This is a genomic window from Microcoleus sp. FACHB-1515 (genome assembly GCF_014696105.1).
GTDB lineage: Bacteria > Cyanobacteriota > Cyanobacteriia > Elainellales > Elainellaceae > JAAUTJ01.
In genome coordinates, this window is the sequence record NZ_JACJPO010000038.1 from 36,362 (window position 1) to 49,428 (window position 13,067).

Below are 13,067 nucleotides of genomic sequence, written 5' to 3' on the forward strand. Positions count from 1 at the left end.
TGCTGAACCGTTGGAAGCATTGTAGAATGAGCTATTTTCGCAAGCTCGATGATGTACTATCCAACCTGGCGATCGCCTGAGCGCATACCGCTGAGCGGTCAATTTGTTACTTTGATGCCGCTGGTTCCGGCCAGAGATGTCGCTGGACTTTACGCCGTTTCACATGGCACACCGGAAAAAGAAGCCGTCTGGAACTATTTGTTCTATGGCCCATTTAGAAGCTCGATTACGATGAAAGCCTGGCTTGAAAACGACATGGTTGGCAAAGCCAATATTCTCACTTGGACGGTGTTTGAAAATGCGAGCGAAACCCAAGTTGGCATTGTGGCATTGCAGGCGATCGTCCCTGAACATGGCCGTGCTGAAATTAGTCACGTTTGGTTTTCGCCTGCTGTTCACAAAAGCAAAGTGAATACCGAGTCGCAATTTTTGCTGCTTTGTCATTTGTTTGATCAGCATCGCTATCGACGAGTGGAATGGAAATGCGATGCGCTCAATCATGCCAGTCGAACGGCAGCAATGCGAATGGGATTTTTGCATGAAGGTCGTTTTCGTCAGCACATGATTGTGAAGGGAAAAAACCGCGATACCGATTGGTTTGCAATGACCGATAAAGAATGGCCGCGCTGCAAAACCAACTTTGAAAAGTGGCTCTATTCAGATGAAAAACTATCGCTGATGGAACTCAATAACGGTTAGAAATGAGCAAATTAAATCGCGGCTGGATTTATCGCGATCGCATCACCCCAACCAGCTCAGGCTGCACCGTCCTGGAATTTTACACTCAGCGCTATTCGCACTCGATCGAATCCGAATGGCAGCAGCGAATCGAGGACGGACAAATTTTGCTCAACGATCGCCCCACCACGCCAGCAACCCGCCTCAAAGCCGGACAAGAATTGCAGTATCACCGTCCGCCTTGGGTCGAGCCGCCTGTGCCCCCTTTTGCGATCGCCTATGAAGATGCCGATTTGCTGGTTGTCAATAAGCCTGCCGGACTGCCTGTTTTGCCTGGAGGCGGCTTTGTCGAGCATACGCTGTTGGGACAGTTGCGACAGCGCGATGCGATCGATTTGCCAACACCCATTCACCGCTTGGGACGAGGAACGTCAGGTCTGATGCTGCTGGCTCGATCGCCCCAGGCCCGCGCCCACCTAAGTCAGCAAATGCGCGATCGCCAAATTCTCAAGATTTATCGCACTTTAGTTTGCGGTGGCGACATGCCCGACGAGTTCACAATTACGCAGGCGATCGGCAAAGTCGCCTACCCGCCTCTAGGCGATTTGTATGCGGCAGTCGATGCAGGTCTGGAGGCGCGAAGCGATTGCCGTGTGGTGCATCGATCTCAGACAAGCTTGCTGGACGTGTCGATCGCCACTGGTCGCCCGCATCAAATTCGCATTCATCTCGCCGCCGCAGGCTACCCGTTAGTCGGCGATCCGCTGTATGCTCCTGGTGGCCTGCCTTATTCAAATCAGCAAGCGCTTCCGGGCGATGGTGGTTATCACTTACACGCGATGCGGCTCGCTTTCATTCATCCTCACAGCCAGGAGCAGCTTGAACTGGTGTGCGATCCGCCTGTGCCGCTGGCGATCCCCAGGCAATACTGAATTGAGCAGGAAAAAATGCTTGAACAATCGAGAACAGCCCGCTATTGTTAGGAAGAAGCAAGTTTAAGATTTTATTTATATTTGCTGTAGCGATTGCTCACGAACAATGGACAGTATTCAAACAGTGAGTCCAGATGTGGATCAGCCAGCAGATTTTACCAATCTCCGCGCCCTCGTAGTTGACGATTGTTTTGACGATCGCCTGCTGCTTAGCGTCATGCTCGAAATTCACGGCCTTCAAGTAACCGCCGTGTCTTCAGCAGCAGAAGCGATCGCGACCTTGCCTGAGTTGCGACCTGACCTGATGTTTAGCGATCTTGCCATGCCGTTTGAAGATGGCTACACGCTAATTCGTCGCGTGCGATCGCTCGATGTGGGGCGGTGTTTGCCTGCGATCGCCGTCAGCGCTTTGTCACCCTCGGAAGAAGAGTTGAGCAGTTTGGCAGCAGGCTTTCAAGCGTATGTGATTAAACCTGTAGAGCCGCAAGCGATCGCCGCTGCCATTCATAAAGCTTTGCTATCGCAATCTCGCTGGTCTGCCTAGTCGAGCGCGCAGACTCAGTTAGTGGTTCGACTGCTGAACGCGATCGCTTCAAGCAATTCAACGATTAGCAAAACAAATCCTGACCGCTACGATTTTTGGGTGCATCAGCGGCTTGACTTCTGCTTGGTCTTAAAGAAAAGCCAAATTGATATTCATAGCTAGTTGGCAGGAACGCTTGTGAAGTGATTCGGATGTAGTAGGTTCCTGGTTTTCGAGTTAGAGCGACAAAAGAGTTCATTTCTTGCGGACGAAGCGAAAGTTGTCCAATGCGCTGGCCGAGACCTTTTCGATCGCTTGGACGAAAGAAAACCTCAAACTTGGATTGACTAGCCGTTCTACCGGAAAAATAAAAAAGCGCTCCACTTGAGGATCGTCCAGTGGAACGAAACGAAAACCAGTCTGTTCGTTCGTCTGCGAAAATAACGCCCGGAAAAACTCGAAAATTCGGCCAGCGATAAGTTCCCAGCGATTTTGCATCCTGCCAGCTATTACCACCATCAACGTTGCCAACCATCTTAATACCTCATTTTAGAAGTGAAAAAGCTGCTTGAGCTTTAATCTTAAGCTTGGAAAAACCGCTAGTTTTTGTCTTTTTGTGCAAACGTTCTTGGAGGTTTATGTCAAGATTTTGGCGATCGCTTCAGCTTTAGCAGCGATCGCTAAAGTTCATGAAACGTTGCGTTTCAATTCCTGAAACCGCGATCGATCGAGCGGTAAAGATTTGGTATTACAAAGAACTTTTGGGAGGTGAAATAAAGCTGTGCCAATGAATGTGCGGATTAAAAAGCGTCCTACAGGTGCGGCCTAAGAGTTAGAAGCAGACGGTAGAGTGTATCGAGTATCGGGAATGCAGTCATATCACGCTGATTTTGCCGATTCGATCGAGCAGCACGGTCACTCTAGTTCATGTCACTCTGGTTCGATGGTTTGATGGAGCAGCTTTGCCACTCTTGAACTGCCTCGATTCTGATTTACTTAGCGTTCGTAGTAATTTTGCGACTGGAGAAGGTTTTAGTCATGTCACTCACCCCCCAATCGGGAACATTTCAGGCTCAATCCATGCCTCCGGCTTGGGCAGCAGAAACGGCGACGCCTGCCACTCCTCTGCGAGCCGACAAACTTTCTAACTACGACTTGATCTTGCAGTGTCAAACAGGCGTGCGTCCTGACAAAGCCGCCTTTGCTGAACTGCTCCGTCGCTACCAGTCGCATATTGACAAAATTCTTTATCACCTTGCACCGGACTGGTCGGATCGATCGGATTTGGCGCAAGAAGTGTGGATTCGCGTTTATCGCAACATTCGTCGCCTCCAAGATCCCAGCAAGTTTCGGGGCTGGCTGAGCCGCATCGCCACGAACTTGTTCTATGACGAACTGCGTAAGCGCAAACGCAACAACAATCCGCTGTCGCTGGATGCACCGCGCACAATGGAAGACGGCGAAATGGATTGGGAAATTCCCTCAGACGATCCGGGGCCTGCGGAAGCACTCGTCACCCGCGAGTTTTATGACCAGCTTCACGACGCGATCGCGGATCTGCCCGAAGTGTTTCGCACCACGATCGTTCTGCGTGAAATTGAAGGCATGGCCTACGAAGAAATTGCGGAAATCACCGGAGTTTCCCTAGGGACAGTGAAATCTCGCATTGCCAGAGCGCGGCAACGTCTGCAAACGCAACTGCAAAACTACCTAGATGGCCGCTAGAATATCCGCCTACAGATGTAGTCAGTTTGACGAGATGCAAAAACAGGTTTCGCTATAGTGAAACTATTGCGGTGCATTGCAAGTCTATGTGCGTGTGCGAGTGCAAAGCTTGCTCAATCTTCGATGTGATTAGTAAACATGACTTCCAACTCGTTTGACGCTCACGATTCTGCTCGCCCTTCGTCGATCGATGGTGACTCGGCACAAAGTCAATCTCAGCGCGATACCGTACCGGGAGCGCTGCGCGACCGCTTCGAGCTTTTAAGCGCCTATCTCGATGGAGAAGTAACGGCAAACGAACGTCGCCAAGTTGAAGCGTGGCTCAAGCATGACCCGCAGGTGCAGTGCCTCTATTCCAGATTGCTGAAGCTGCGGCAGGGAATGCACGCGATGCCAATTCCTGCCGATCGCCCGATTGAGCAAACCGTTGAGCGCGTCTTGTCGCAACTCGATCGGCGTCGGCGCAAGCTGGTTGTGTGGGGCGGCATGGCGATCGCTGCACTGTTTGTCGGAGCCGTTTCGGTGAATCTTCCGAGCGCACAATACGCCACCTCGCAAATTGACACAACTGCGGCTCAGCCTGATTCGGATGCGCTGATGATCGCGCTCGATCGCCCGATCCTCGAAATTCCCAAAGCGCCCGTTTCCCCGCAAACCGCGGCCACTGGAACTGCACCCAACCCTGCACAAATGCCCTAGCGCTCAAAACTCGATCGATTCGGCATTTCCCGTCCACATGCCATTCGGCAACCAGTGGCCCCGCAGCGTCAAGATGCGCTTGAGTTCCATTCGGTATGTCCAAGCTTTGCCGATCGAATTTTGCGCCAGATCAAACACTTCCACTTCAATCCGCTCATATTCGTTGTCGCCTGCCGCACGAGTCGGATCGTAATCTTCCAGTTCATCGATCGCCTCAAGCGCGTCGGATTTGAGATGCAGCAGGTAGCCTTGCACCCAATCGCTGCCTGCTGCTAAAGCCGGATAGCCGAGCGGCAGGGCAAACAGCAGTCCCCGCACGATCGCTGCTTGAGCTGAAATCAGATGAGCTTCGCAATAGCGTGAGTAGAAAAATTCACCGGGTTTCAGTGTGCCGTAGACGAAGAGAGAAATCGAGTGTTGCGAATCAAGAAAATTCATTGGCTGAAATTGCAGCACGATCGCCAAATCTATTTGACACCCTATCACCCTTGGCCTCTTAGAATGGTCTCATTGGAAACCCGATGACAAGCAGGAGTTGCGTTCAGTGGAGTCCCGTTACAACCCGACCGCGATCGAGGAAAAGTGGCAGCAGCGTTGGGCAGAACAAAAGTTAGATCAAACCGCTGACGGCGGCGATCGACCCAAATACTACGCGCTGTCGATGTTTCCGTATCCGTCGGGCAATCTGCACATGGGGCATGTCCGCAACTACACGATTACCGATGTGATCGCCCGTGTGCATCGGATGCAGGGCTTTCGCGTTTTGCACCCGATGGGCTGGGATGCGTTCGGGCTTCCGGCAGAAAATGCGGCGATCGATCGGGGTGTGAGTCCGGCCAGTTGGACGTATGAAAATATTGCCCAGATGCGTAAACAGCTTCAGCGCTTAGGTTTGTCCTACGACTGGAATCGCGAAGTCGCCACCTGTTCACCGGACTATTACAGGTGGACGCAGTGGCTTTTTTTGGAATTCTTCAAAGCCGGACTCGCCTATCAAAAAGAAGCCGCCGTCAACTGGGATCCGATCGATCAAACTGTCCTCGCCAATGAACAGGTTGATAGTCAAGGTCGATCGTGGCGATCGGGCGCGATCGTCGAGCGTCGCTTGCTGCGTCAATGGTTCCTCAAAATCACCGACTACGCGGAACAGCTTTTGAACGATTTGGACAAGCTCAAAGGCTGGCCGGAGCGCGTCAAGCTGATGCAGGAAAATTGGATTGGGCGATCGACTGGCGCACAAGTCATTTTCCACACCGAAGCCGGAGACGAACTGCCAGTCTTCACGACCAGGCCGGATACGTTGTGGGGTGCAACGTTTATGGTGCTGTCGCCCGAACATCCGCTGGTTGGGCAATTAACCACACCCGATCAAGCAGAGAGCGTCAAGGCATATCAGGCAGAAGCGGCGACCAAAAGCGACATCGATCGCACTGCGGACGATCGCGAAAAATCCGGCGTTTGGACGGGCAGCTACGCGATCAATCCGGTCAACGACGAAAAGATTCCAATCTGGATTGCCGACTATGTGCTGATGGGCTACGGAACTGGCGCAATTATGGCGGTTCCCGCGCACGACCAGCGCGACTTTGAGTTTGCGCGGAAGTTTGGGCTGGCGATCGTCGTCGTGGTGCAGCCGCCGGATCGAGCGATCGATGCCGACACGATGACGGAAGCTTGGGCGCATGAAGGCGTCATGGTTCACTCTGGCGCGTTGGACGGAATTCCGGCAGGGAAGGGCGCGGGGCAAAGTGTCGAAAAGGCGATCGAATGGCTGGAAGCCAACGGCAAAGGCAAAGGCACAATCAACTATCGCCTGCGCGACTGGCTAATTTCGCGGCAGCGCTATTGGGGCGCACCGATTCCCGTCATCCACTGTCCCAACTGCGGCATCGTTCCGGTTCCCGATGTTGATTTGCCCGTGCGTCTGCCGGACAATGTGGAATTTACCGGGCGCGGTGCTTCGCCTTTGTCGCAGTTGGCCGACTGGGTAAATGTCACTTGTCCAAGCTGTGGCACAGCGGCGAAGCGCGAAACCGACACGATGGATACGTTCATCGATTCCTCGTGGTACTTTTTGCGCTATCCCGATGCTCGCAATGAGCAGCAGGCATTTGATCCGGCCAAGACCAACGACTGGATGGCGGTTGATCAATATGTCGGCGGCATTGAACACGCGATTTTGCATTTGCTGTATTCGCGATTTTTTACAAAAGTGCTGCGCGATCGCGGTCTGTTGAACTTCGATGAACCATTTGAGCGGTTGCTAACGCAGGGGATGGTGCAGGCGGCAGCCTACAAAAATCCGGTGACGGGCAAGTACATTGCGCCGAGTCAAATTGCGGATTTGGCGAATCCCACTGATCCCGAAACGGGCGATCGGCTGGAAGTCTTTTACGAAAAAATGTCGAAGTCGAAATACAACGGCATCGACCCGGAACAGGTTTTGGGCAAGTATGGCGCAGATACGGCGCGGATGTTTATTTTATTCAAAGCGCCGCCGGAAAAGGATTTGGAGTGGGACGATGCGGACGTGGAAGGGCAGTTTCGCTTTCTCAATCGCATCTGGCGCTTGATTGCTGAATTTGTCGAGAAAAATTCAACGGCAAAATCGACGGGCGAACTGTCCAAGCCGGAAAAAGATTTGCGGCGATCGATCCACACGGCAATTCAAGCTGTGACGGAAGACCTCGAAGGTGACTATCAGTTCAACACTGCCGTCTCGGAGATGATGAAGCTGAGCAACGCCTTGACCGATGCAAGCAGCAAAGATTCGCCTGTCTACCGTGAAGGCATCGAGACGTTGATTTTGCTTCTAGCGCCGTTTGCGCCACACATTGCCGAGGAATGCTGGCATCTGCTCGGCCACTCGGATTCAGTGCATCTGGCAGCGTGGCCTGCGGTCGATGAGTCTGCCCTCGTGGTCGATGAGATTCCCCTAGTGATTCAGATTATGGGCAAGACCAGAGGCACGATTCAGGTTCCCGCCCAGGCCGATCGCCAAGCCTTGGAACAGTACGCCCGTGATTCAGAACTGGCGCAAAAGTACATTGCCGGAAAGGAAGTCAAGAAAGTGATCGTCGTTCCGGGTAAACTCGTCAATTTTGTGGTGGCGTGAAATGCAGCGAATGATCGCGATCGGACTGGCAATCTTTTTAGGCGGCTGTCTTCCCCAAGCAGAAGCGCCCACCGTTTCACCTGCTGCGACGACGGCTGCTCCAGAAGAATCGATCGCCAGCCCAACGCCTGCGCCAACGACATCGCCCGATGCCGCACCCAGAACGGCCACGTTCAATGTGGAAGGTGAACCGACTCAGGTTGAGCTAGAGCGCTATGAAACGCCGCAGTTTATCGCTGACATTCCCGAAGGCCAGTTTGTCGCAACGCCAGAATCGGCAGATGACGGAACTGGCGTGCGGTTCAAGTTCAGCCCAACTGGAACGCCGGACGAGCAAGCCTATGTGCAGGTGTTCTTTCCCAATGAAGCACTCAGCGCAGATGATTTGACGCAGCAGCTCATCGCTCCTGATGGTCTGCTGGCGAGCAATGGCTGGAAGACGATCGCCAGCGACAGTTCGCCGCCCTACGATTGGGCGCGATCGGTGATCAACTACGAACAGCCCAACACCACTGACGACATTACAGGCAGAATTTATGTCGGTGAGCATGAAGGCAAAGCGTTTCTGGTTTACACGCACTACCCGATCGAATATGCCGAAGGCTTCATTCCCAGAGCCGATTTGATTCTCGAAAGCTTTGAACCGCGCTAGCTGATGCTGAAGAGGGCGCTAGAGCAATATCGGGCTGGACAGTTGGCACAAGCCGCGCAAATCTGTCAGCAACTGTTGCAGCAGCAGCCCGATCACGTTGGAGCGCTGCATCTGCTTGGCCTGATTGCGGCAAGGCAGGGAGATTTAGAAAAGGCAATCGCCCTCTACGATCGCGTCATTCACCAACAGCCGCAGCACCTCGAAGCGCACAACAATCTGGGGATTGCGCTGATGCAGCTTGGCCGACTGGCGGAATCGATCGCGGCCTACCGTCAAGCGCTGAAGTTTGCGCCGCGATCGCCTGAAGTGCTGGTTAATTTAGGGAATGCACTGCAATCGCAAGGCAACCTCACCGAATCGATTCACTGCTATGAGCAAGCTTTGGCGCACAATCCCAAGTTGAGTGCAGCACACAAGAATTTGGCGCATGTGCTGCGAATGCAGGGGCAAACCGCCGCTGCAATTGTGCATCATCAAAGCGCGATCGCCCTCGCCCCCAACGATGGGGAAGCCCACTTTGGCTACGCCTTCACGCTGCTGATCAACGGCGATTTGCAGGCCGGATTTGCCGAATATGAATGGCGCTGGCGACTCGCTTACAATCCGCCGCGCCAATTTCCGCAGCCGCGCTGGGACGGTGCGCCGCTGAATGGAAAAACCTTGCTGCTGTGGGCAGAACAAGGCTTTGGCGATACGCTGCAATTTGTGCGCTATGTGTTGCTGCTGGCGAATCAGGGGCGCATCATTGTCGAATGTCAGCCGAGTTTGCGATCGCTGCTCACCTCCGTTCCAGGCATCGCTCAGGTCATTTCGCAAGGCGAACCGCTGCCGCCTTTTGATTGGCAAGCTCCGCTGCTGAGCCTTCCTCATTTGATGAAGACTGCGATCGACACGATTCCTGCTCGCGTTCCATACTTGCATCCACCGCAATCTGTCAACTTGCCAGGCTCATTCAAAATCGGCATCGCTTGGGCAGGCGATCCCAAAAATCCGATTAACCAGCGGCGATCGTGCCCCGTCGAGCAATTTCTCAAGCTGCGCTCGATCCCCGGTGTCACGCTCTACAGCCTACAAAAAGATCAGGCAGTCGAACTGCCAGAAGACGTCATCGATCTGAGCGATCGCCTGCGAAATTTTGCTGATACTGCCGCGATCGTGGCCGAGCTAGATTTGGTCATTTCGATCGATACCGCTTTGGCGCATCTCGCGGGCGCACTGGGAAAAGCCGTCTGGGTCGTGCTGCCATTTTCTCCAGATTGGCGCTGGCTGCTGCATCGATCCGATTCCCCTTGGTATCCAACGATGCGCCTGTTTCGTCAGCCGCAGGCAAACGATTGGGACAGCGTTTTTGCTCAGGTTGCAGCGGAATTACAACGATCAAGTGGTCGGGTGCGATCGATCGACACGCTTGCTTTGCACTGCGCCACCTGGACAGAAGCCGCAATTAATCTTGCGCTTCAGCTTCAGCGCCACTGCCGCCTCAAGCTGCTGTCTCCGCCGAATCTTCAGGCGATCGCCAATCCGCTCAATCGCTATCTGTTGGCACAGTTGCCCGTCATTGCCAGCGCAGACTGTCCGGTTTTACATCTGCTCGATCGTGATGCAGATCGATCGATCGCCGCTCCTGTGAAAATCGGCTGGATTCTGTCTGATGCTCCGCCGAAAATAAACGACAACGATTACAGTGCACTCATTGCTTCTGTTCCGGTGGCGAAACAGCTAGAAGCTCAGGGCATCAAGTGCGTTCATGCGATCGATCCTGGCATTGATCCCACCATTTTTCATCCTGTTGAGCGATCGCCGCACCGGAAGCGTTTTGCAATTTTTGCCGCAGGTGAACCGAGCGACTTGGTTCTGGCCGCATTCGATCGATTTTCAACAGAGCATCCGGAAGCGCAACTGCTGACCAGTTGGCCGATCGCGAAGCGCTCCCGGAACGGTATCGATAGTTCTCTCCCTGGCTTGCATCTGGGAGTTCTCAAGGACGCAGCACTCGCACAGGTGTTTCACTCCGTCGATGCAGTGGTGGCGATCGATTCCACACCTGCGGTGAGCGTCACCGCCGCCCTGTCTTGTGGTCTGCCTGTTGTGATCACCGCCGATTTTGACTGGGTGAATGATTCGATCGCGTTTGTTTTGCCCGCTGTAACGGTTGAGGGTGTGGTCGATCGCCTCCGGCAAATCCGCCGCGATCCCGCAACCGCCCAAGCCAAAGGTTTAGCCGCCTCCCGACAGATGCAAGATTGTACTTGGGAGCGCCAAACGCTCAAGCTGCTCTCGGCCTTGCAGCAGAGCTTCACTGCTGGCTAGTCGGCTCGATCGACCATTACACCCGATCCGGACTCTAAACTGTCGCCCATGCGATCGCCCGTGTGGTACGCAGCCAAAATCACTTCGCTGGTTTTGCCCCAGACGATCGCGCCTGTTCGATCGATGGCGATCGCCCCCAGATCGCGCTGATTGTGGGCGGCTTCGGTGAACGATCGCTCAAATGCAGCTTGAAGCGACAGTCCATCCGTAGCGCGAACGACAATGCGGGCGGCAAGGCATTCGTCAATGATGTCTTCGCCGATTCCGGTGCAGCTTACGGCAGCGTGAGGTGTCGCGTAGTTTCCGGCTGGCATGGCGCTATCGCTGACGCGCCCAATGCGCTCAAAGCCTTTGCCGCCTGTGGAGGTGCCGACTGCCAAGCGGCCTTGACCGTCAAGGGCAACCACGCCGATCGTGCCGCGCCCGGCTTCGCTGCTGACCAGTTCTTTTTCGGCGACGACGCCCGCCATTTCTTTTGTGAAGTTGCCGCGTCGTTCTTGAATCCATTCTTGCAGGCGAATTTCGGTCAGCGGGTCGTGCAGGGGAACTTGCAGTTCGCGCATCAAATCGGCGGCTCCGTGTTCGGACAAGACGCGATCGGGCGAAGTCTGCAAAAATTCGGCCAGATCGATCGGATTTTTGAGGCGCGAAACGTTGATCACGCCGCTGAAGCGCTGAGCTTGTCCGTCCATCAGCGCGGCACTCATGCGAATTTGCCCGTCCGATTGCAGCACCGATCCGGTTCCGGAATTGAAGCGCGGGTCATCTTCCAGCAGTTGACAGCCCCGCACAACCGCAGCAGATGCGTTGGTTCCATCCAGCAAGAGCGCGTAGACGGCTTCGATCACGTCATAGAGCGATCGCCGCACGGCCTCGACGCCCGATTTACCTTTCAAAGAACTGCCTGCTCCGCCGTGAATGATGAGTTTGGGTTGCACTGCCTGCATGATTGCTGCGATCGAAGGAACATCATATTCTAGCGCTCTCCTTTCGATCGATTTGCTCAATCTGGCAGTTTTGCCTCGGTGCGATGGCGACGGCAGCGATCCGAGCAGTATTTCACTTCGTCCCAGCAGTTTTCCCACTTTTTGCGCCAGGTGAAAGGACGCTGACAGACCGGACAGATTTTAGTTGGCAAATCGGATTTTTTAACGCCGCGCGGCATAGTTACAAAACGAAACAATCTATCTTCATTTTAACGAGTCGGTCGCTTCGCGATCGCCCTTCTAGCTGGCTTCCGCAAAACGCTAGGATAAAATCGAGCTTTGAGGAAACTCGATGAATCGGCCAAAACGCAGCATCTCGCAACTGAGACCGGAAACGATCGTCTTTCTATTTTTTCTGGGAATTACGATCGCCATTTGGGTGTTGCGCGGATTGGCGCTGCTCGCCTTTCTGCCCGGATGGATCATTTGGCTGTTGATTTTTCTCACCTTTGGCGCGGGAATTGTCGAATTTCTCCAGCGCACCAAGCGTTAGATTTTTTGCGAGGCGGCCTGTTTCTGCATCGCTTCGCCGACTGTAACGTTGAGCTGATCGCCGACCAGCATCACCAAACAGCCCAGATACAGCCAGATTTGCAGCACGATCACCGCGCCGATCGCGCCATACGCTCGATTGTAGTCGCCAAAGTTTGAGACATACAGGCGAAAGCCGCTCGACAGCAATGCCCACGATACGGCAGCAACAACGGCTCCCGGCAAAATCGGCTGACCGGGATTCCAGCGGCTGGGGCCATAGCGGTAGACAAAGGCAAAAGCGATCGAAATGATTCCCAGCGCCAGCGGCCAAGTCAACAGTCGCCAAGTCGTGAGCAATCCGGGTTCGAGTCCTCCGCTTTGGCTGGCAATTCGCCGCACTGCCCAATCACCAACGAACAGCAAAATCGACGCAGCCAGCAGCAGCAAAATCGTTCCGATCGTCAGGCCGATCGACACGAGCTTGCGCTTCCAAAATGGTCGCCACTGAGACAGCGGAATTTGGTGAATCTGGTCGAGCGCAGTCATGGCAGCAACCAATGCGCCAGATGAAGTCCACAGCGCGATCGCAAAGCTGAGCGAAAATAATCCGCCGTTGCGACTGGTGCTAATGTCGCCTGCGAAATCCTGCACGATCGTCAGCACCTCGACCGGAGCAATCTCGCTGATTTGAGTCGTAAGCTGATTGAAGGCGGTCGTCAAGGGAGCAAACAGACCGATCGCCGTCAGCACCGCAAGAATAGCCGGAAACATCGCGAGCAGCGTATTGTAAGCCATTTCTGCCGCCAGTCCGGTTAGCCGCTGCTGGCCGACTTTGGCGATCGTCTTGCGAAGGGTATGCAGATTCAAATGTCCAAAAAATCGAAAAAACCGCGCAGAAACCATTGCACTTGCTCCCAAGTTGCTGCCAGTCAGTGTAGGCGGTTCTTGCTCACTTCGCTAGAGCAAATTGCCT

General features: G+C 54.1%; 14 protein-coding genes. 9 read left to right on the forward strand and 5 right to left on the reverse strand.

Annotated elements, in window-relative coordinates; genetic code table 11:
- The first annotated feature begins 48 nt into the window (after positions 1-48).
- The 3 genes from H6F67_RS12695 to H6F67_RS12705 all read left to right on the forward strand — a co-directional run bounded on the left by H6F67_RS12695 (position 49) and on the right by H6F67_RS12705 (position 2,154).
- Positions 49-699, forward strand: coding sequence for a GNAT family N-acetyltransferase (locus H6F67_RS12695; RefSeq protein ID WP_190766917.1), 651 nt, complete (start codon positions 49-51; stop codon positions 697-699).
- Positions 700-701: 2 nt separating this feature from the next.
- The gene (locus tag H6F67_RS12700; protein WP_190766919.1) at positions 702-1,610 is read left to right on the forward strand and encodes an RluA family pseudouridine synthase; all 909 of its coding nucleotides are present in this window, start codon (positions 702-704) and stop codon (positions 1,608-1,610) included.
- Between the two features lie 106 nt (positions 1,611-1,716).
- Positions 1,717-2,154 (forward strand): response regulator, encoded by a 438-nt coding sequence (locus H6F67_RS12705; protein ID WP_190766921.1) that lies wholly within the window; start codon positions 1,717-1,719, stop codon positions 2,152-2,154.
- Between the two features lie 234 nt (positions 2,155-2,388).
- Here H6F67_RS12705 and H6F67_RS12710 read toward each other — a convergent pair whose 3' ends face one another.
- Positions 2,389-2,631, reverse strand: a complete 243-nt coding sequence (locus H6F67_RS12710; RefSeq protein ID WP_190766923.1) for a hypothetical protein — start codon at positions 2,629-2,631, stop codon at positions 2,389-2,391.
- A gap of 582 nt (positions 2,632-3,213) precedes the next feature.
- On the opposite strand from H6F67_RS12710, the gene H6F67_RS12715 reads away from it, so the two are divergent.
- Complete coding sequence (locus tag H6F67_RS12715; protein ID WP_190767215.1) at positions 3,214-3,858, forward strand: sigma-70 family RNA polymerase sigma factor; 645 nt, start codon at positions 3,214-3,216, stop codon at positions 3,856-3,858.
- Between the two features lie 138 nt (positions 3,859-3,996).
- The gene (locus tag H6F67_RS12720) at positions 3,997-4,557 is read left to right on the forward strand and encodes an anti-sigma factor (RefSeq protein WP_190766925.1); all 561 of its coding nucleotides are present in this window, start codon (positions 3,997-3,999) and stop codon (positions 4,555-4,557) included.
- Between the two features lie 3 nt (positions 4,558-4,560).
- Here the strand turns inward: H6F67_RS12720 and H6F67_RS12725 are convergent, their stop codons facing one another.
- Positions 4,561-4,995, reverse strand: a complete 435-nt coding sequence (locus H6F67_RS12725; RefSeq protein ID WP_199304392.1) for a gamma-glutamylcyclotransferase — start codon at positions 4,993-4,995, stop codon at positions 4,561-4,563.
- Positions 4,996-5,101: 106 nt separating this feature from the next.
- Between H6F67_RS12725 and leuS the strand changes: the two genes are divergently transcribed.
- Genes leuS through H6F67_RS12740 form a run of 3 tightly spaced genes read left to right on the forward strand, consistent with a single transcriptional unit; the run spans position 5,102 to position 10,634 of the window.
- A complete protein-coding gene (leuS, locus tag H6F67_RS12730; RefSeq protein WP_190766927.1) occupies positions 5,102-7,672 on the forward strand; it encodes a leucine--tRNA ligase in 2,571 nt (856 codons plus the stop codon).
- A gap of 1 nt (position 7,673) precedes the next feature.
- On the forward strand, positions 7,674-8,324 hold the full coding sequence (locus H6F67_RS12735) for a hypothetical protein (RefSeq protein ID WP_190766929.1): 651 nt from the start codon (positions 7,674-7,676) through the stop codon (positions 8,322-8,324).
- A gap of 3 nt (positions 8,325-8,327) precedes the next feature.
- Complete coding sequence (locus tag H6F67_RS12740) at positions 8,328-10,634, forward strand: tetratricopeptide repeat protein (RefSeq protein WP_190766932.1); 2,307 nt, start codon at positions 8,328-8,330, stop codon at positions 10,632-10,634.
- On the opposite strand, the gene H6F67_RS12745 is transcribed toward H6F67_RS12740, so the two are convergent.
- Both H6F67_RS12745 and H6F67_RS12750 read right to left on the reverse strand, forming a co-directional pair.
- Complete coding sequence (locus tag H6F67_RS12745; RefSeq protein WP_190766933.1) at positions 10,631-11,581, reverse strand: isoaspartyl peptidase/L-asparaginase; 951 nt, start codon at positions 11,579-11,581, stop codon at positions 10,631-10,633. The two genes, H6F67_RS12740 and H6F67_RS12745, sit on opposite strands and share 4 nt — an antisense overlap.
- Positions 11,582-11,637: 56 nt before the next feature.
- Positions 11,638-11,799 carry a DUF2256 domain-containing protein gene (locus H6F67_RS12750; protein WP_190766935.1) on the reverse strand — a complete coding sequence of 54 codons (162 nt, stop codon included), beginning with the start codon at positions 11,797-11,799 and terminating at the stop codon, positions 11,638-11,640.
- A gap of 113 nt (positions 11,800-11,912) precedes the next feature.
- On the opposite strand from H6F67_RS12750, the gene H6F67_RS12755 reads away from it, so the two are divergent.
- Positions 11,913-12,113: a hypothetical protein gene (locus H6F67_RS12755; RefSeq protein ID WP_190766937.1), complete on the forward strand. Its 201-nt coding sequence runs from the start codon at positions 11,913-11,915 to the stop codon at positions 12,111-12,113.
- Here the strand turns inward: H6F67_RS12755 and H6F67_RS12760 are convergent.
- Positions 12,110-12,997 (reverse strand): YihY/virulence factor BrkB family protein, encoded by an 888-nt coding sequence (locus tag H6F67_RS12760; protein WP_190766939.1) that lies wholly within the window; start codon positions 12,995-12,997, stop codon positions 12,110-12,112. The genes H6F67_RS12755 and H6F67_RS12760 overlap by 4 nt on opposite strands.
- Between the last annotated feature and the right edge of the window lie 70 nt (positions 12,998-13,067).

Coding starts and splice junctions, on each gene's coding strand:
- H6F67_RS12725 (WP_199304392.1), bottom strand. CDS start 4,995: ATGAATTTTCTTGATTCGCAACACTCGATTTCTCTCTTCGTCTACGGC.
- H6F67_RS12755 (WP_190766937.1), top strand. CDS start 11,913: ATGAATCGGCCAAAACGCAGCATCTCGCAACTGAGACCGGAAACGATC.
- H6F67_RS12700 (WP_190766919.1), top strand. CDS start 702: ATGAGCAAATTAAATCGCGGCTGGATTTATCGCGATCGCATCACCCCA.
- H6F67_RS12695 (WP_190766917.1), top strand. CDS start 49: ATGATGTACTATCCAACCTGGCGATCGCCTGAGCGCATACCGCTGAGC.
- H6F67_RS12705 (WP_190766921.1), top strand. CDS start 1,717: ATGGACAGTATTCAAACAGTGAGTCCAGATGTGGATCAGCCAGCAGAT.
- H6F67_RS12740 (WP_190766932.1), top strand. CDS start 8,328: ATGCTGAAGAGGGCGCTAGAGCAATATCGGGCTGGACAGTTGGCACAA.
- H6F67_RS12715 (WP_190767215.1), top strand. CDS start 3,214: ATGCCTCCGGCTTGGGCAGCAGAAACGGCGACGCCTGCCACTCCTCTG.
- H6F67_RS12710 (WP_190766923.1), bottom strand. CDS start 2,631: ATGCAAAATCGCTGGGAACTTATCGCTGGCCGAATTTTCGAGTTTTTC.
- H6F67_RS12745 (WP_190766933.1), bottom strand. CDS start 11,581: ATGCAGGCAGTGCAACCCAAACTCATCATTCACGGCGGAGCAGGCAGT.
- H6F67_RS12735 (WP_190766929.1), top strand. CDS start 7,674: ATGCAGCGAATGATCGCGATCGGACTGGCAATCTTTTTAGGCGGCTGT.
- H6F67_RS12750 (WP_190766935.1), bottom strand. CDS start 11,799: ATGCCGCGCGGCGTTAAAAAATCCGATTTGCCAACTAAAATCTGTCCG.
- H6F67_RS12760 (WP_190766939.1), bottom strand. CDS start 12,997: ATGGTTTCTGCGCGGTTTTTTCGATTTTTTGGACATTTGAATCTGCAT.
- H6F67_RS12720 (WP_190766925.1), top strand. CDS start 3,997: ATGACTTCCAACTCGTTTGACGCTCACGATTCTGCTCGCCCTTCGTCG.